We start from the raw sequence: 17,263 nt of genomic DNA, 5'->3' as shown, positions 1-17,263 counted from the left end.
TGACGCATGTCCGCGAGCGAGCGCCCGGCTTCTCTCGCCCCGCTCGCCCGGCTGGGCTTCAGCCGCCTGACGGACGCCGAGGGGCTGCTGGCGGAGCTCTCCGGGCTCTCGGATGCGCCCCGCGACGATCTGCTGCGCGGCTCCGAGGGCGCGGCTGATCCGGACGAGGCACTGCAGGCGTTGACGCGCCTGGCGCGACGTGACGCCGCACCGGTGCAGCGGGCGCTCGAGCGTCCGGGCGCCTGGCGCGCCCTGTGGGCGCTGCTGGGCGCATCGACCGGCTTCGGCGAGTTCTTCTTCCGGCATCCGGCCGAAGTGGATCAGCTGACCGGCGCGGGGGAGCGACTGCCCACCGCCGATGAGCTCCGCGCCCAGCTCCTCGAGTCCGTCGGCGCGGTGGACGGCTTCGCGGCGGACGCGGGCGAGAGCGCCTGGGTCGCGTTGCGGGTGCGCTACCGCCGCATGCTCGCCCGGATCGCGTTGTATGACCTGCTGAGCCCGTCGCCCGTCGACGAGATCGCGGCGGTGTCGGCACGGCTGGCGGATGCCGCGGGCGCAGCGCTGGAGGCATCCCTCGCGGTCGCCCGCACCCGCGTCTCGGGGGGCGCTGCCGGGGCAGGCCTCTTCCCGCGCGAGCAGGTGGCGCGCACCCAGCTGGCGATCATCGGGATGGGCAAGACCGGCGCCCGGGAGCTCAACTACGTCAGCGATGTCGACGTCATCTTCGTCGCGGGTGGTGACGACGCCGCGCTGGAAGAGTACGGCGAGAGCCGGATCGTCGACATCGCCACCCGCCTCGCGGTGCAGACCATGCGTGGAATCTCCGGCGTCGAGATCGAGCCGCCGCTGTGGGAGGTCGACGCCAATCTGCGTCCAGAGGGCAAGCAGGGCGCGCTCGTTCGCACGTTGGACTCGCACCTGGCCTATTACGAGCGCTGGGCGAAGAGCTGGGAGTTCCAGGCGCTGCTCAAGGCTCGCCCGATCGCGGGCGACGACGAGCTCGGTCGGGCCTACACCGCGGCGGTCCAGCCCAAGATCTGGACGAGCGCCGCGCGCGAGAACTTCGTCGACAGCGTGCAGCGGATGCGTGAGCGGGTCACGGAGCACATCCCCGCCGCCGACGTCCCCTATCAGCTCAAGCTCGGCCCCGGCGGTATCCGCGACATCGAGTTCACGGTGCAGCTGCTGCAACTCGTGCACGGGCTGTCCGACGACCGCATCCGGCAGCGTGGCACGCTCGAGGCCCTCGACGCGCTCGTGGCCGAAGGCTACATCGGCCGATCGGAGGCATCTGCGTTCTCGCGGGACTACCGGGTGCTGCGGCTCCTCGAGCACCGCGTGCAGCTGCGCCACCTGCGCCGCACGCACCTCATGCCGGCCCGTCCCGAGGAGCGCCGGGTGCTGGCGCGCGCGACCGGGCTCGCCGACACCGGCGAGGGCATCTGGAACCTGTGGGAGTCGGTCAAGCGAGAAGTGCGCGACATCCACGTCCGCCTCTTCTATCGCCCGCTGCTGTCCGCGGTGGCCGCTCTGCCCGCGGACGAGCGCATCCTGTCGACGGCGCAGGCACACGACCGCCTCGCGGCGATCGGCTTCTCGGACCCCGCCGGCGCCCTCCGCCACATCGCGGCCCTGACGACCGGGCTCAGCCGCAAGGCGACGATCCAGCGCCACCTGATGCCTGTCATGATCCGGTGGTTCGCCGACGGGGTCGACCCCGACTACGGACTGCTGGCGTTCCGCCGGTTGAGCGAGCGCCTCGGCGACACGCACTGGTTCCTCCGCATGCTGCGGGACTCGTCGGGCGCGGCGGAAAGCCTCTCCCGGGTGCTGTCGGGCTCGCGATACGTGGGCGAGCTCATCGAGTGGATCCCCGAGTCGGCCGCGTGGCTGGACGACCCCGAGCTTCTTCGGCCACGCTCCGGGCGTGCGCTGCAGCAGGAGGCGCGCGCCATCCAGACGCGCCACGACACGATCACCGAAGCCATGCGCGCCGTGCGCGCTCTGCGGCGGCGTGAGCAGCTGCGCATCGCGATGGGTGCCATCCTGGGCAGCGTCACGATCGAGGAGGTCGCGGACGCTCTGACGACGATCACCGACGTGACGATCCAGGCGACGCTGCGCGCCGTGCGCCGCGAGATCGTACCGGCCGAGGACGCCGCGCTCGACTTCTCGGTCATCGCGATGGGCCGCTACGGCGGGGCCGAGCTGGGTTTCGGATCCGACGCCGACGTCATGTACGTCTACCGACCCAACGGCGTGGATCCGCAGCGGGCGAGCGAGCTGGCACTGAAGCTCGTCGCCGCGCTGCGCAGCTACTCCGAGGACCATCGCGTGCCCTTGGAACTCGACGCCGACCTGCGCCCCGAGGGCCGCAACGGGCCCCTCGCGCGATCGCTCGACGCATATGCCGAGTACTACCGCCGCTGGGCGCTGTCGTGGGAGGCGCAGGCGCTGCTGCGCGCGCGCGGAGTGGCCGGCAGCGTGAAGCTCATCGACGACTTCATGAAGCTCGCCGACCAGGTCCGCTATCCCGAGCGCGTCGACCTGGCGGCGACACGCGAGATCAAGCGCATCAAGGCGCGCGTCGAGAGCGAGCGGCTGCCGCAGGGCGTGGACCCGTCCCGGCACCTGAAGCTCGGCCCGGGGTCGCTCAGCGACGTGGAGTGGCTCGTGCAGCTGCTCCAGCTGCAGCACGCGCACGCCGTGCCCGCGATGCGCACGACCTCGACGCTCGGCGCACTCCGCGCGGCGGAGCGCGCGGGCCTCATCCCGACCGCCGCCGCCGACCGGCTCGCGTCCGCCTGGCGGCTCGCCAGCCGGCTGCGCTCGGCCAACACTCTCCTGTCAGGTCAGACCAGCGACGTGCTGCCGGTCGACCGCGGCAGGCTCGACGGCATCGGGAGGCTCCTCGAATACCCACCGCGCTCGGCCACGCAGGTCGAGGAGGACTATCTCGGCACCACACGCCGCGCACGCCGTGTGTTCGAGAAGCTCTTCTACGGCTAGACGCCGGTCCGGGGCATCCGTCCGACGACGTCGAGCCCAGACGGCCGCGGGTCACGCGGCCGGGCAGAGGGGGATGCCGTCGGCGCGGTCGTCCTCCTGCAACGGCGTCGCGTTGAGCGATGCCACCACGCGGGCCGCAGCATCCCAGTAGCGGGCGTAGTGGGAGGGATCGGCATTGATCTGCGTGAGATGGGCGACGATGGTCGGCTCGGTCGTCGCGCGGTCGGGCACGCGCCGCGTCATCGCGCGATAGAAGATGCCCGCCGCCGTGTACGGGTCGAGGCGCGCCTCTCGCGTTCCCCAGCTGTCCTGCTGCTGGAAGAGTCCGATCGACGTCGTGCGCGAGCCATCCGGGTTGGTGACGCCACTCGTCTCCCAGTCCCCATAGTCGATGTTTCGTAGGGACGACTCGCCCATGGCCGTCATGACCGCGATCGTCTGGTCGCGCTCGTCAAGTCCGAGATCCCGGCCGGCAACCATGATGGTGCACGCGTTCGCGAGCTGCTCGCGCCCGTAGCCCGCGACACCCGGCTCCTCGACAGACCGGGGAGCGAACCACGGCGTGCCAGACCCGTCGTTCCGGATGGTGATGCCGGTCGCTGCGAATACGGCGGCCACCACGAGGGCGGCGAGGACGGAGACGGACACCGCCACGAAAGCGGCAGGACCACCGCGCCGGGACCGACCACGGGCACGCCGATGCGGCGGCGTCCGTCGTCGAGTGGATGCCGTCGACCTCGTCGCACGGGACCGCCGAGACGATGCGCGAGTGCGGGTGGACATCGGTCGTCGCTTTCGTCGGGGAGACGGGGCTCGCCCAGCGTAGGCAGAGCGGCTGTGGGAACGCTCCACATGGGGGAACGCTCCACAGACGGGAAAGGGCCCCGGTCACCCGGGGCCCTTTCGTCATGCAGGAGCGTCAGACGCCGAAGTACAGCTCGTACTCGAACGGGTGAGGCCGCGCGTTCAGCGGCTGGATCTCGTTCTCGATCTTGTACTCGATCCACGTCTCGATCAGCTCGGGCGTGAAGACGCCGCCCTTGAGCAGGAACTCGTGGTCGGCGCGCAGGGCGTCGAGCGAGTCGAGCAGCGAGTTCGGCACCTGCGGGATGTTCTTCGCCTCCTCGGGGGGAAGCTCGTACAGGTCCTTGTCGACGGGCTCGTGCGGCTCGATGCGGTTCTGGATGCCGTCGAGACCGGCCATCAGCTGGGCGGCGAAGGCGAGATACGGATTTCCTGAGGCGTCCGGCGCGCGGAACTCGATGCGCTTGGCCTTCGGGTTGGAGCCCGTGATCGGGATGCGAATGGCCGCGGAGCGGTTGCCGGCCGAGTAGACCAGGTTGACCGGGGCCTCGTACCCCTTCACCAGACGCTTGTACGAGTTCAGCGTCGGGTTGGTGAACGCGAGCAGCGCCGGCGCGTGCGCCAGGATGCCGCCGATGTACCAGCGGGCCAGGTCGGAGAGCTGCGCGTAGCCCTTCTCGTCGTAGAACAGGGGCTTGCCCTCGAGCCACAGCGACTGGTGCGTGTGCATGCCGGAGCCGTTGTCACCGAACAGCGGCTTGGGCATGAAGGTCGCGACCTTGCCCCACTCGTTGGCGACGTTCTTGACGATGTACTTGAACTTCAGGATGTCGTCTGCCGCGTGCACCATCGTGTCGAAGCGGTAGTTGATCTCCTGCTGGCCGCCGGTGCCCACCTCGTGGTGCGCACGCTCCAGCAGCAGGCCCGACTCGATGAGGTGGAGGCTGATGTCGTCGCGCAGGTCGGCCGTCTTGTCGACGGGGGAGACGGGGAAGTAGCCGCCCTTGTAAGGGGTCTTGTTCGCGAGGTTGCCGCCCTCTTCGGTGCGGCCCGAGTTCCAGGCGCCCTCTTCCGAGTCGACGGAGTAGAAGCTGGAGTTCTGCTTCACCTCGTAGCGGACGTCGTCGAAGATGTAGAACTCCGCCTCGGGGGCGAAGAACGCGGTGTCGGCGATGCCGGTCGACGCGAGGTACTTCTCCGCCTTCTTGGCGACCTGACGCGGGTCCTTCGCGTAGATCTCCCCGTTGCGCGGGTTGTAGATGTCGAACACCATCACGAGGGTCTTCGCCTCGCGGAACGGGTCGAGGTACGCCGTCGACACGTCCGGGATCAGCTGCATGTCCGATTCGTGGATGTTCGCGAATCCTCGGATGGAGGAGCCGTCGAACAGCTGGCCGACCGTGAAGAATTCTTCGTCAACGGTGGAGGCCGGGATGTTGAAGTGCTGCTGCACGCCAGGAAGATCCGTGAAACGGATGTCGAGGAACTTTACATCCTCGTCCTTGATGTAGGTCAGCACCTCGGATGAATCTTTGAACATGAAGACTCCAGAGGTAGGGCATTCGGATCCGCCCGTACGGGTCGGGCTCTCTGGCAAGCTACCGGCAGGGCATTGCCCGGCAGTATCACCTGTGTTTCCGGGATGTTACGGGCACCTGTATACGCTGGGGAAGTGACGCAGAGCACCCAGGACTATCCCGGCGAGCGGCTCGGGCTGCCCCGCGAGGGCACCGGATCGATCGGCCGGCTCGGCCGCCGGATCGGGGCGCTGGCCCTCGACTACGGCGCCGCCTATCTCATCTCCGGGTTCTTCGGATGGGACGCGCTCGCGATCCTCGCGCTGTTCGCGGCGATCCAGCTGGTGTTCCTGCCGACGCTGCAGGGCAGCCCCGGCCATCGCGTGTTCGGCCTGCGACTGGTGCGCCTCGACGGCGCATGGGTCGGCGTGTGGCGACCCGTCGTGCGCACGGCGCTGCTGATCGTCGTCATCCCGGCGGTCATCTGGGACGCCGACCAGCGCGGACTACACGACAAGGCCGCGGGGACGGTCCTCGTCCGCTCCTGACGAGCGGCGCGGCGGGCTGCCTTCACGGACGCTGGCACCGGATCAGGATGCCGGGTGCCCGCGCCGCCGCGTGAGGCTCAGCGCGGGCGCGGTGCCCGAGCCTTGGTGGGGTCGATGCCCTTCGGGATGGGCAGCGAGGTCAGCGACTGCGAGACCGACTCGACGCGCTTGATGACGGCTGCCATCGTGGCGCGGTCGATCTTCGTCGGAAGCGCCTTGATCGTCGACGAGAGCTTCGAGATGGGCACCTCGCCCTCGCCGTGGCCGATGTACAGCACCGTCACGGGCACACCTGAGGCGACGCGCTGCACCTTGGAGCGCTCGTCGTTGACCAGGCGCGTGAGCCGGCCGCGGGCGCCTTCGCCCACGATCACCACGCCACCGCGACCGATCGCACGGTACACGGCCTCCTGGGTCTTCGGGTTGATGCCCACCGGCATCTCGCTCGCCTGCCACTTGCGCCCGAGCGACGTGGACATGACGTGACCGGTGGCCCCCGGCATCCCGTCGATCTTCTTGTACATCGCACGCGTCGACAGACGCGTCATCGTCATCATCGAGGCCAGCACGCCCAGCATGAGGCCGGTGATGCCCCACAGGATGATGCTCCACACCGCGACCGGCGGCAGGGCGAAACCGATGCCCACGCCTGCGGCGATGCCGACGAGGAGGATGCCCGCCAGCAGGTACGGCAGCCAGCGGAACTCCTTCTGGGTGAAGGTGTAGAGGGTTCGGATCTGGGAGAAGAATCCCGGGCCCTTCTCGGGGGCGGTACTGCGCGCGGCCATAGCTTCCAGCCTACCTTTTCGCGGGCTCCTCCTCGGCTCCTCCACAGTGGCGAGCCTGCGCCGTCCATCCACAGAAGCGGGCCGTCGCACAGAAGCGCCGCTTCGCGCCTCGCAGACTGTCGACATGACCACCGACGACGGCCCGCTGGCGGGTCCGTACCGCGCCATCCGTGCGGTGCGTGCCCGTGAAGACGGTCCGTGGCCGGGCGTGCTCGTGCGCACGCCGGCCGGCGACACCTTCGTCCTCGTCGACGCCGATGTGCTCGGCGCGCGATGGCGCGGGTGGGATGCCGCGGCCGACGGCCACGTGCTCGCCCCGATCGATATCGCTCGGAGACTCGACGGGCACGACGTGGTGCTGCCGGTCTGCGCGGAGCGCCTCGAGGAGTTCGTTCGGCGACGCGCGACGCGGATGCCGCTCAGCCCCGGGGAGGCGGTGACGCTCGGCGTCAGCGTGCTGCGCGGGTGCGCCCAGATCGCGAATGCGCCCGACACGACGGGGGAGTGGTGGCTCGACGATGCCGGCCGGCCTGTGCTGGCAACGGATGCCGTCACTCAGCGCGCCCTCGATGCCGCCGCGACCGTCTTGGAGGGCGTCCACGTCGACCCGGCCGCGGAGCGGACATGGGGCACCGCGCTACGCGCCGTGACCGCGGAGCGCCTCTCCGTCCGCGAACTGGAGGCGGCCGAAGAGGCGCTCTTCGCCATCGCGACACCCGAGCCGCTCAGCACGGTGAGCCTGAGCCCCCACAGCGCCGCGGAGAGTGCGCGCCGTGTGCAGGCGGTCGCGCACGCGGGCGGCGCGATGGATGAGAGCGGCGAGGCGGCGCCACCGTCGATGTGGCGCAGTCTGCTCGCCGGTGTCGACAACGACCTCGCCGACAGCGTGTCGAGGGCGACGACGGCCGTCTGGCGCCGGGTGCGCCCGAGCGACCGGCCGGAGCGGGCACGCCGGCGGCGGGCGCCCTGGCTCGTCGGCGGCGCGGTCGCGGCGGCAATTCTCGCCGGTGGGGCACTCTGGCCGACAGCGAGCGGCGTGGCGACGGAGGAACCGGCAGAGGTGACGGCGACCGCAGCGCCGGGGCAGACGACGGAGGGCACCGGCGCCGAGCCCGCGTCGACCCCGACTGGCCTCCCGGATTCATCGGCCTCTGACGCTCCCGCGGCGGCTCCCACCGATCTCGCCCAGGTGGCCGGCGCCCTGCTCGACGCGCGGCTCGCATGCAAGGGCGCTTCCGGCTGCGTCGACGACGTCGTCATGGACGCGGCGGTGCTTCCTGGCGGGGCGATCGACCTTCCGTCCGGTGGGCGTCAGGTCACGCTGCTCGACGATTTCGGCGACATCGCCGTGCTGCGGGTCGACGCGGCGGACGGAGCCGTCGCATCCCAGATGGTCGTGATCGTGCGCCGGAACGAGAAATGGCTGCTGCGCGACGTCTCGGACGTCGCGCAGCAGCCGGAGCAGTGAGGTGGGTGTGGCGTCAGACGCCCAGCTGACCCTCGAACGCCGCCGCCTCGAGCCGCGACTTCACCGCACCGAGGAAGCGCGCAGCGTCCGCGCCATCGATCACACGGTGGTCATAGGACAGCGCGAGGTACACGTACGAGCGGACCGAGATCGCGTCCTTGCCGTCGACCGTCACGATGCCGGGACGCTTGACGACGACACCGGTTCCGAGAATGGCCGTCTGCGGAAGGAAGACCACGGGCGTGTCGAAGAGCGCGCCGCGCGAACCGGTGTTGGTCAGCGTGAAGGTGCCGCCCGCCAGCTCGTCGGGCTTCAGCTTGTTGTCGCGCGTGCGAGCCGCCAGGTCGGCGATCTCGTGAGCGATCTGGGCCAGGTTCTTGGACGCCGCATCACGGAGCACCGGGGTCAGCAGGCCCCGCTCGGTGTCGACCGCGATCGACAGGTTCTCACTCGCCGGGTAGACGATCTGGTCGCCGTCGACGGTGGAGTTGACGACGGGGTACGCCTGCAGCGCCTCAGCGGCCGCCAGCGCGAAGAACGGCAAGAAGGACAGCTTGTCGCCGGTCTTGGCGAGGAAGTCGTTCTTCACCTTGTCGCGGAACGTCGCCAGCTTGGTGACGTCGACCTCGACCACGCTGGTGAGCTGAGCCGTCGACTGCATCGACTCGACCGCGCGCTGTGCGAGCACCTTGCGCAGGCGAGACATCGGCTGGGTCGTCCCCCGCAGCGGAGAGACCTCGAGCGGTGCCGGTGTGGGGGCTGCCGTGGGCGCGGCCGGAGCCGACGCGGCCTCCGCCGCCTTGAGCACGTCCTCCTTGCGGATGCGGCCGCCGACGCCCGTCCCCTTGACCGAGGCGAGGTCGACTCCCTGCTGCTGGGCGAGCCGGCGCACGAGGGGCGTGACGTAGGTCACGCTGTCGTCGTCCGACGCAAGCGCGGGAGCCGGTGCGGGCGCCGGTGCCGAGGCCGCAGGGGCGGGAGCCGCCGGTGCCGGAGCAGGTGCGGGTGCGGCGGCAGGAGCCGGCGCGGGCGCGGGAGCCGGCGCGGGAGCGGCGGCAGAAGCCGGTGCCGCGGGCGCAGCCTGGGCCGGCGCTTCGGCAGGCGCAGGGGCCGCGGTCGATCCGGGGTCGCCGATGCGGGCGAGGGTCGCGCCGACGGCGACCGTCTCGTCCTCCGAGACGAGGATCTCCTGCAGGACGCCGGCGAACGGCGACGGGATCTCGGTGTCGACCTTGTCGGTGGAGATCTCGAGCAGCGCCTCGTCCACGGCGACCTCGTCGCCGACCTGCTTGAGCCAGCGCGTGACAGTGCCCTCGGTGACGCTCTCGCCCAGCTCGGGGAGCACGATCTCCTTGCCACCGCCGGACGAGGCGGCGGGCGCCGCAGCGGCGGGTGCGGGCTCGGCCGGAGCCTCGGCAGCAGGCGCGGGGGCCTCGGCCGGAGCGGGGGTCTCGGCGGCGGGAGCGGCAGGCGCCTCGGCGTTCGAAGAGTCTGCGGCAGCGGCCTGCGGGGCGCCATCGGCGTCGGGGGCTCCGGAACCATCGCCGATCTTCGCCAGCACGGCGCCGACCTCGACGGTCTCGTCCTCGTGGACCAGGATCTCCTCGATGACGCCGCTGATCGGCGACGGGATCTCGGTGTCCACCTTGTCCGTGGAGATCTCGAGCAGGCCCTCGTCCGCCTGGACCGTGTCGCCGACGTTCTTGAGCCAGCGGGTGACCGTTCCCTCGGTCACGCTCTCGCCGAGAGCGGGGAGGACCACGGATGTGCTCATGAGGATGTCTCCTTCTGAAGAAATATCGGATCTAGCTTAGTGATGAGGGGCGAGCCCGAGGGTCAGAGCGCGTGCAGCGGCTTGCCCGCGAGAGCGAGGAAGGCCTCGCCGAGCGCTTCGGACTGCGTCGGGTGCGCGTGGATGAACGGCGCGATGTCTTCGGGATGGGCTTCCCAGCCGACGACCAGCTGTCCTTCGCTGATGAGCTCTCCCACGCGATCGCCGATCAGGTGGACGCCGAGCACCGGCCCGTCCTTCGCGCGGACGACCTTGACGATGCCGCTCGTGCCGAGGATCTCGCTCTTGCCGTTGCCGGCGAGGTTGTACTCGTAGGCGACGATCCCGTCGGCGCCGTGCGCCGATGCGGCCTGGGCTTCGGTGAGGCCGACGGAGGCGACTTCGGGGTGGCTGTAGGTGACCTTGGGGATCTGCGCATCCGGGATCACGACGGGCGAGAGGCCGGCGATCTCCTCCGCGACGAAGATGCCCTGCTGAAATCCCCGGTGCGCGAGCTGCAGCCCCGGAACGATGTCGCCGACGGCCCAGACATGATCGACGCCGGTGCGAAGGCGCTCGTCGGTGATCACGAATCCGCGGTCGATGGTCACGCCGGCTTCCTCGTAGCCGAGGCCCGCAGTCGCAGGCCCGCGACCGACGGCGACCAGGAGATGGTCTGCAGTGAAGGCCTTGCCGTCCTCGAGCGTCACTGTGACCGCATCCGCCGTCTGCGTCGCGCTCTGGAAGCGCACGCCGAGCGAGTATTGGATGCCGCGCCGGCGGAACGCGCGTTCCAGGCCCTTGCTGAGCGCGACGTCCTCATTGGGCACGAGGTGGTCGAGCGCCTCGACGATCGTGACGTCGGCGCCGAACGAGCGCCAGACGCTCGCGAACTCGACGCCGATGACGCCGCCGCCGAGGATCACGACGCTGCGGGGGATCTCGTCGAGCTCGAGCGCGTGCTCGCTCGTGAGGATGCGGCCGCCGATCTCGAGCCCCGGGAGCGTGCGACTGTACGACCCGGTCGCGAGCACGACGTCGGCGCCGCGGTAGAGGTCGTCTCCGACGCGGACGGCAGGACCCGCCTCGAGCCGGCCTTCACCCGCGACGACCGTGATCCCACGGGCCTTCACGAGTCCTTCGAGTCCCTTGTACTTCTTCGCCACGATGCCTTCGCGGTAGGCCCGGACGCCCGCGGGGTCGATCCCGTCGAGCGTCGCGCGGATGCCGATGGCCGAGGCATCCCGTGTCAGATCGGCCACCTCCGCCGCGTGCAGCAGCGCCTTGGTCGGGATGCAGCCGCGGTGAAGGCACGTGCCGCCCACCTTGTCCTTCTCGACGAGGGCCACGCTCTTGCCGAGTTCCGCCGCGCGCAGCGCGGCGGCGTAGCCACCGCTGCCGCCGCCCAGAACGACGAGATCGAAGGAGTGGTCGGTCATCGTGCCTCCTCATCGAGGTCAGTCAGGACGAAGCGGATCAGGCTGCGCACGGTCGCGGCAGTCGGTCCCTTGTCGGTGAAGCCGTACGGCGCGCCCTTGTGGGTGCCGCTGCCGGCGATGTCCAGATGGACCCACGGGATGCGGGGCGCATCTTCCTCGTCGCCCGTGCGGCCGACGAAGTGACGCAGGAACAGGCCTGCGAAGAGCGAGCCGCCCGCGGGATCGCCGATCTTGGCGTTCTGCAGGTCGGCGATCGGGGAGTCGAGCTCCTCGACCATGTGGCCGGGAAGAGGCAGCTGCCACGCGGGCTCGCCCGCCTCGGCGGCGGCGGCCAGGTACGCCGCGACGGCCGTGTCGTCGCCCATCACGCCGGTGTGGCGCGTGCCGAGGGCGATGAGGATCGCGCCGGTGAGCGTTGCGACGTCGACGATCACGTCGGGGTGCTCGCGGCTGGCCGCCACGATGCCGTCGGCGAGCACGAGACGCCCCTCGGCATCGGTGTTCAGCACCTCGACCGTCGTTCCGTCGAGCAGCCGCAGCACGTCACCCGGACGCGTGGCGCGCCCGGACGGCATGTTGTCGGCGACGCAGAGCCACGCCGTCACCTTGACGGGTGCTGCGACGGATGCCGCGGCTCTGAGCACCGCGAGGACGGTCGCGGCCCCCGCCATGTCGTACTTCATCCCGACCATCGACGCGGCGGGCTTGAGCGACAGGCCTCCGGTGTCGAAGGTGATCCCCTTGCCGACGAGGGCGACGTGTCGGGTGGCGCCCTCGGGTGCGTACTCGAGACGCACGAGGCGCGGCGGGCGATCCGATCCCTGGCCGACGCCGAGGATGCCGCCGAAGCCCTGCTCACGCAGCGCCTCCTCGTCGAGGATCTCGACGCTCACCGGCAGCCCCGACACGGAGTCGGCGGCGCGCTGCGCGACATCGGCGGGCCCGAGCCACTCGGCCGGGATGTTGACGAGGTCTTTCACGAGGGCGACGGATGCCGCGGTCTCGACGATGAGCTTCAGGGCGGCCTCGTCGGGTTCGGCCGTGCCGTGGACGATGACGCGCCCGGCGCGCGGCTTGGGCGCCTCGGTCTTGTACCCGTCGAATCGGTAGCCGCCGAGGGCCGCGCCTTCGGCGGCCGCGGTCCACAGTGCGGGGTCGGCGTACGGCGCGGCGACGGCGACCGTCGCGAACCCGGTCAGGGCGCGGATCGCCCCACCGACCGCGTCGCGCACGGCTGCGGCATCCGGATCCGTCCCCGTGCCGACGACGGCCAGCGGCAGTCGTGTCGCCTCCGGCGCGTACACCCGCACCCATGCGCCGGCGGCGCCGGTGAAGCCCACCGCCAGGAGCGCGTCGCGCAGGCCCGGCCAGTCGGACAGATCGGGAGCTGCCTCCGCCTCGAGCGGCGGGAGTGCGACGAGGAGAAGGTCGGCGTCGGACTCTCGGACGGGGGACGTGCGGTACTCCAGGTCGGGAAACGACATGGTCTCCATCCTAGGGACGCGGACTGTTCGCTCTGAGCACGACGGTCGCGACCCGACCACGTCGGGGCGGCTCGTAGCATGGGAGCATGCCTTTTCCCGGCCCGCTGTTCGAGCGTGCGGCTTCCGCGCCGCCCGTACCGCGCGGACTGCCGCTCGTGATCGCCCTCACCGGGTTCACCGATGCCGGCAGCGCCGTGAGCCGCACGATCGACTACTTCCGCGACGACCTGTCGCCCTCGCCGCTCGCGGTCTTCTCCAACGACACGCTCCTGGACTACCGCGCGCGCCGTCCGATCGTCTCGTTCGAGAAGGATCACCTCACCGACTATCGCCCGCCGCGACTGGAGCTGTCGTTCGCCCATGATGCGCTCGGGCAGCCGTTCCTGCTGCTGGCGGGCTACGAGCCCGACTTCGCATGGGACGCCTTCGCTGCAGCGGTCGTCGACTTCGCCGAGAGCTACGGCGTCTCGACGGTGACCTGGGTGCACGCGATACCGATGCCGGTCCCGCACACCCGGCCCATCGGCACGACGGTCAGCGGCACCCGCTCCGAGCTCACCGAGGCGCACTCGGTGTGGCAGCCGCACACGGAGGTACCTGCGACGGCGGGTCACCTGCTGGAGTACCGGCTGGCTGCCGCCGGCGTGCGCGTGGCCGGCTTCGTCCTTCTCATCCCGCACTACCTGGGTGACACGGAGTACCCGGCGGCCGCGCTGGCCGCCCTGGACAGTCTGACGGTGGCGACCGGCCTCGTTTTCGCGGGCGACGACCTGCGAGATGAGAATCGCGAGTACCTCGAGAAGGTCACGGAGCAGATCGAGGGAAGCGACGAGCTCGCCCGCATGGTCCAGGGGCTCGAGGAGCGCTACGACGCGTACATGGCGGGTTCGACCCTGGCGACCCCGATCATCCATACCGGCGATCTGCCCAGCGCCGACGAGCTGGCTGCCGAGCTGGAGCGATTCCTGGCGACGCGTCCTGCCGAGGACGACAAGCGCGGTTCCTGAGCCCGCCATTCGCCGGGGCGTTGGAATGACCGGCGCTACCGGAGCGTTGTTCCAGGGGATGGAGGTGCGCCGATCCACGCGGGGCGATGCTGGCGGCGCACGGCAAGTATGAGATACTAGACGCTCTGACCCGTTGTCAACCATCTTCGTCCGGCTTCCGGCCGAAGATCTGGACTTGACAAGGGTCTTACTAGTGTCCGAAACCGACCGGAGATGCGCAGGGGTGCGTCGACCGGTGAAAGGCGAAACGTGACTCCAGGCACGAACACCAAGGCTCGCTCGGCCGCGAAGGACACCGAGACGGACGAGACGAAGGCCCCCGCTGCGAAGAAGGCTCCCGCGGCGAAGGGCGCCCCGAAGGCGAAGGCAGCCCCGAAGACCGCGTCCAAGCGCGCGAAGAAGTCCGATGACGACTTCGAGGACGACGTCGAGGAGCTCGACGTCGAGCTCGAGGCCGGCGACGACATCGAAGTGGACGCTGCAGACGACGCGACCGACGCGGCTCCAGCCGCCAAGGACGCGAAGGCCTCGACCGACGAGACCGCCGCTGCCGAGGACGAGGAGGAGGACGAGGAGAGCACCAAGCCCGCGTTCACCGAGCCGCTCCCGACCGGCGCGATCGTCATCTCGTCCAGCGACGACGAGGACGTCCCGGTCTACTCGACGCAGATCACCGGCGCCACCGCCGACCCTGTCAAGGACTACCTGAAGCAGATCGGCAAGGTGCCGCTCCTGAACGCGGCCGAAGAGGTCGAGCTCGCCATGCGGATCGAGGCGGGACTGTTCGCCGAAGAGAAGCTGTCGCACATGTCGGCCGCCGAGAAGACCTCGCAGCTCGGACTCGACCTGCAGTGGGTCGCCCGTGACGGTCAGCGCGCCAAGAGTCATCTGCTGGGCGCGAACCTGCGTCTCGTGGTGTCGCTCGCCAAGCGCTACACCGGTCGTGGCATGCAGTTCCTGGACCTCATCCAGGAGGGCAACCTCGGCCTCATCCGTGCCGTCGAGAAGTTCGACTACACCAAGGGCTTCAAGTTCTCGACCTATGCGACGTGGTGGATCCGTCAGGCCATCACCCGCGCCATGGCCGACCAGGCACGGACCATCCGCATCCCGGTGCACATGGTCGAGGTCATCAACAAGCTCGCGCGCGTGCAGCGTCAGATGCTGCAGGACCTCGGTCGCGAGCCCACGCCCGAGGAGCTCAGCCGCGAGCTCGACATGACCCCCGAGAAGGTCATCGAGGTGCAGAAGTACGGCCGCGAGCCGATCTCGCTGCACACGCCCCTCGGCGAGGACGGCGACAGCGAGTTCGGTGACCTCATCGAGGACACCGAGGCCGTGGTTCCTGCCGACGCGGTGGGCTTCACGATGCTGCAGCGTCAGCTCGAGTCGCTCCTCGATTCGCTCTCGGAGCGCGAGGCCGGCGTCATCCGCATGCGCTTCGGCCTCGGCGACGGGCAGCCGAAGACGCTGGACCAGATCGGCGACACGTTCGGGGTCACCCGCGAGCGCATCCGCCAGATCGAGTCGAAGACGATGGCGAAGCTGCGCCACCCGTCGCGATCGCAGTCCCTGCGGGACTACCTCGAGTGAGCGAGGCGAACGCCGGCAAGGCGCTCACCGTTCAGGTCGAAGGCTCGTCGTTCGCTCGCATCCCGATCCGCACGCGGGTCGTGATGCCGGGCGACGACCTCGATGAGTTCATCCGCGAGTATGCGGCGGATGTCGTGCGCTCGGGCGACCTGCTGTTCGTGACGGAGAAGATCGTCGCGATCACGCAGGGTCGCTCGTACCTCGTGGACGACATCAAGCCCCGCAAGCTCGCGTTCTTCCTCTCGAAGTACGTCACGCGCACCCCGTACGGCATCGGCCTGGGCATGCCCGAGACCATGGAGATGGCGCTGCGCGAGTGCGGCCCGATCCGCATCCTGTTCGCGGCTGCGGTGTCAGCGGTGACGAAGCTGTTCGGCCGCAAGGGCGACTTCTACCGCATCGCCGGCGACAAGGCGCGAGCGATCGACGGCCCGACATCGGGCACCATCCCGCCCTACAACAAGGCAGTCGTGCTCGGCCCGGAGCGTCCGCGCGAGGTCGCCCAGCACATCAAGGCTCTCCTCGGCGATGTGCCCGAGGTGGCAGTGGTCGACATCAACGACCTCGGCGGCAACATCCTGGGCTCCACCCTCGACAAGCCGGCGGAGAAGCGCCTCGTCGCGATCCTCAAGGACAACCCGCTCGGCCAAGGACACCAGTCCACGCCGCTCGGCATCGTACGCGCGGTCTGATCGCCCTTCGACAAGCTCAGGGACCGGTTCCCGACGTCGCGCTCTCGCCGGGGCGCGGGTCGCTGAGCTTGTCGAAGCGTCAGAACCCGATGGCCTCGCGGTAGCGGGGCTTGTGACCGGTGCGGATGCCGGTCACGCTGGGCTTGTTCTCGTACACACCCGCGCCCCAGTTGCCCTCGACGAGCACCGGGCCCTCCGGCGTGACGACGATGTCCCAGCCCACGTACTGGATCTGCGGGACGACCCGCGCGACCTGGTCGACGAACTCCTTGACCTGCTCGACCATCGGGAGCTGGAAGTCGGCGATCACGAACCCGCTGTCGGGGTGGCGCACATGCACGTGGCCGTGGGAGTCGTACCCGGGCCCCACGGCGTGGCCGTTCTCGTCGAGCATCGTGTAGAAGCCGCCGAACGTCATCTGATCGCTCACCGCTCCGCGCCCGAACTTCTGCGCCATCGCGAGGATGTGAGTCTTGTCGCCGTCGAAGAAGGCCGTGACGCGCGTGGTGTTCACCGTGCCGGGGCAGACCGCCGCGAGGTCGGCGTGCTGACGGATGACCTCCTCGATCAGCAGCTCGCCGCGTTCGAGCAGGCCGCGGTGGAACTCGTCCCAGTCCGTGATGTCGGCCGCGTGGTAGCGATGAACGCCGGTGCCGGCCTGTCCGACGGGCTCCTTGGTGACGATGGTGCCCTGCTCCTCGGTGAAGGCGCGCACCGCGTCGGCGTTGCCCTCCCCGACGACCATCCAGTCGCGGCGGAGGAATGTGCTGAAGGTGCGGTCGAACTCGACCTTGTCCTGGAACAGGCCACGGTAGGCGGGCTGGTCGTACTTCTGCGAGAGCTCGTTCGACACCGGGTGGGTCATGTACGTCGCCCGCTCGGCCCGGTTCAGGATGGCGAAGTCGTAGTCGACGTAATCCTGGAACCCGACCTGGCGGAAGCCGGCCGACCACAGCATGTCGACCATCACGGCCGGGGTCCATTTGCCGTGCGCGTGCGCGGTCTCCCGCGCCCGCTCGACCACGGATCCGACATCGATGCGACGGACACGCCAGGCGAGGTAGCGAAGGCGGTTCGAGAGGGCGAGGCCCTGAGAAGGCATGCGTGCTCCGGGGTCGTGTGCGGGGGACCCCGATAGTCTAG

General features: G+C 69.9%; 13 protein-coding genes. 6 read left to right on the top strand and 7 right to left on the bottom strand.

The annotated features are described in order from the left end of the window. Positions 1 to 6: 6 nt before the first annotated feature. Positions 7 to 3,009 carry a bifunctional [glutamine synthetase] adenylyltransferase/[glutamine synthetase]-adenylyl-L-tyrosine phosphorylase gene (locus NCG93_RS03695; protein WP_194415356.1) on the top strand — a complete coding sequence of 1,001 codons (3,003 nt, stop codon included), beginning with the start codon at positions 7 to 9 and terminating at the stop codon, positions 3,007 to 3,009. A 51-nt stretch (positions 3,010 to 3,060) separates the two neighbouring features. On the opposite strand, the gene NCG93_RS03690 is transcribed toward NCG93_RS03695, so the two are convergent. Further along, on the bottom strand, positions 3,061 to 3,657 hold the full coding sequence (locus tag NCG93_RS03690) for a hypothetical protein (protein WP_252787432.1): 597 nt from the start codon (positions 3,655 to 3,657) through the stop codon (positions 3,061 to 3,063). Between the two features lie 271 nt (positions 3,658 to 3,928). Next, a complete protein-coding gene (gene glnA, locus NCG93_RS03685; RefSeq protein WP_194415358.1) occupies positions 3,929 to 5,353 on the bottom strand; it encodes a type I glutamate--ammonia ligase in 1,425 nt (474 codons plus the stop codon). Positions 5,354 to 5,485: 132 nt separating this feature from the next. Here glnA and NCG93_RS03680 point away from each other — a divergent pair, with 132 nt between their 5' ends. Continuing rightward, the gene (locus tag NCG93_RS03680) at positions 5,486 to 5,878 is read left to right on the top strand and encodes an RDD family protein (protein ID WP_252787431.1); all 393 of its coding nucleotides are present in this window, start codon (positions 5,486 to 5,488) and stop codon (positions 5,876 to 5,878) included. A gap of 77 nt (positions 5,879 to 5,955) precedes the next feature. On the opposite strand, the gene NCG93_RS03675 is transcribed toward NCG93_RS03680, so the two are convergent. Next, entirely contained in the window at positions 5,956 to 6,666 is a 711-nt protein-coding gene (locus NCG93_RS03675) for a DUF4191 domain-containing protein (RefSeq protein WP_194415360.1), read from the bottom strand. A 124-nt stretch (positions 6,667 to 6,790) separates the two neighbouring features. Between NCG93_RS03675 and NCG93_RS03670 the strand changes: the two genes are divergently transcribed. Continuing rightward, complete coding sequence (locus NCG93_RS03670) at positions 6,791 to 8,134, top strand: hypothetical protein (RefSeq protein WP_194415361.1); 1,344 nt, start codon at positions 6,791 to 6,793, stop codon at positions 8,132 to 8,134. Positions 8,135 to 8,147: 13 nt separating this feature from the next. Here the strand turns inward: NCG93_RS03670 and sucB are convergent, their stop codons facing one another. The 3 genes from sucB to NCG93_RS03655 all read right to left on the bottom strand — a co-directional run bounded on the left by sucB (position 8,148) and on the right by NCG93_RS03655 (position 12,828). Next, positions 8,148 to 9,908, bottom strand: coding sequence for a 2-oxoglutarate dehydrogenase, E2 component, dihydrolipoamide succinyltransferase (gene sucB / locus NCG93_RS03665; protein WP_194415362.1), 1,761 nt, complete (start codon positions 9,906 to 9,908; stop codon positions 8,148 to 8,150). A gap of 62 nt (positions 9,909 to 9,970) precedes the next feature. Continuing rightward, on the bottom strand, positions 9,971 to 11,344 hold the full coding sequence (lpdA, locus tag NCG93_RS03660; protein WP_194415363.1) for a dihydrolipoyl dehydrogenase: 1,374 nt from the start codon (positions 11,342 to 11,344) through the stop codon (positions 9,971 to 9,973). After that, entirely contained in the window at positions 11,341 to 12,828 is a 1,488-nt protein-coding gene (locus NCG93_RS03655; protein ID WP_194415364.1) for a leucyl aminopeptidase, read from the bottom strand. Before NCG93_RS03655 ends, lpdA begins: the two co-directional genes overlap by 4 nt. 86 nt (positions 12,829 to 12,914) lie before the next feature. Between NCG93_RS03655 and NCG93_RS03650 the strand changes: the two genes are divergently transcribed. From NCG93_RS03650 to NCG93_RS03640, 3 genes are all read left to right on the top strand, one after another. Continuing rightward, complete coding sequence (locus NCG93_RS03650) at positions 12,915 to 13,835, top strand: PAC2 family protein (protein ID WP_194415365.1); 921 nt, start codon at positions 12,915 to 12,917, stop codon at positions 13,833 to 13,835. 249 nt (positions 13,836 to 14,084) lie between these two features. Beyond that, positions 14,085 to 15,428 carry an RNA polymerase sigma factor gene (locus tag NCG93_RS03645; RefSeq protein ID WP_252787430.1) on the top strand — a complete coding sequence of 448 codons (1,344 nt, stop codon included), beginning with the start codon at positions 14,085 to 14,087 and terminating at the stop codon, positions 15,426 to 15,428. After that, the gene (locus tag NCG93_RS03640; RefSeq protein WP_194415367.1) at positions 15,425 to 16,120 is read left to right on the top strand and encodes a coenzyme F420-0:L-glutamate ligase; all 696 of its coding nucleotides are present in this window, start codon (positions 15,425 to 15,427) and stop codon (positions 16,118 to 16,120) included. The genes NCG93_RS03645 and NCG93_RS03640 overlap by 4 nt, the downstream gene beginning before the upstream one ends. A gap of 79 nt (positions 16,121 to 16,199) precedes the next feature. On the opposite strand, the gene NCG93_RS03635 is transcribed toward NCG93_RS03640, so the two are convergent. Continuing rightward, a complete protein-coding gene (locus NCG93_RS03635) occupies positions 16,200 to 17,222 on the bottom strand; it encodes a sugar-transfer associated ATP-grasp domain-containing protein (RefSeq protein WP_194415368.1) in 1,023 nt (340 codons plus the stop codon). Positions 17,223 to 17,263: the final 41 nt, after the last annotated feature.

It is taken from the genome of Microbacterium yannicii (assembly GCF_024055635.1).
Classification (GTDB): Bacteria; Actinomycetota; Actinomycetes; order Actinomycetales; family Microbacteriaceae; genus Microbacterium; species Microbacterium yannicii.
Note: the sequence above shows the minus strand (reverse complement) of the source record. Positions and strands in the feature narration are given on the sequence as shown.

What these genes read in the sequence shown, in the direction of transcription:
- NCG93_RS03695 (WP_194415356.1), top strand. Translation starts at nt 7, where the DNA reads ATGTCCGCGAGCGAGCGCCCGGCTTCTCTCGCCCCGCTCGCCCGGCTG.
- glnA (WP_194415358.1), bottom strand. Translation starts at nt 5,353, where the DNA reads ATGTTCAAAGATTCATCCGAGGTGCTGACCTACATCAAGGACGAGGAT.
- NCG93_RS03675 (WP_194415360.1), bottom strand. Translation starts at nt 6,666, where the DNA reads ATGGCCGCGCGCAGTACCGCCCCCGAGAAGGGCCCGGGATTCTTCTCC.
- NCG93_RS03670 (WP_194415361.1), top strand. Translation starts at nt 6,791, where the DNA reads ATGACCACCGACGACGGCCCGCTGGCGGGTCCGTACCGCGCCATCCGT.
- sucB (WP_194415362.1), bottom strand. Translation starts at nt 9,908, where the DNA reads ATGAGCACATCCGTGGTCCTCCCCGCTCTCGGCGAGAGCGTGACCGAG.
- lpdA (WP_194415363.1), bottom strand. Translation starts at nt 11,344, where the DNA reads ATGACCGACCACTCCTTCGATCTCGTCGTTCTGGGCGGCGGCAGCGGT.
- NCG93_RS03655 (WP_194415364.1), bottom strand. Translation starts at nt 12,828, where the DNA reads ATGTCGTTTCCCGACCTGGAGTACCGCACGTCCCCCGTCCGAGAGTCC.
- NCG93_RS03650 (WP_194415365.1), top strand. Translation starts at nt 12,915, where the DNA reads ATGCCTTTTCCCGGCCCGCTGTTCGAGCGTGCGGCTTCCGCGCCGCCC.
- NCG93_RS03635 (WP_194415368.1), bottom strand. Translation starts at nt 17,222, where the DNA reads ATGCCTTCTCAGGGCCTCGCCCTCTCGAACCGCCTTCGCTACCTCGCC.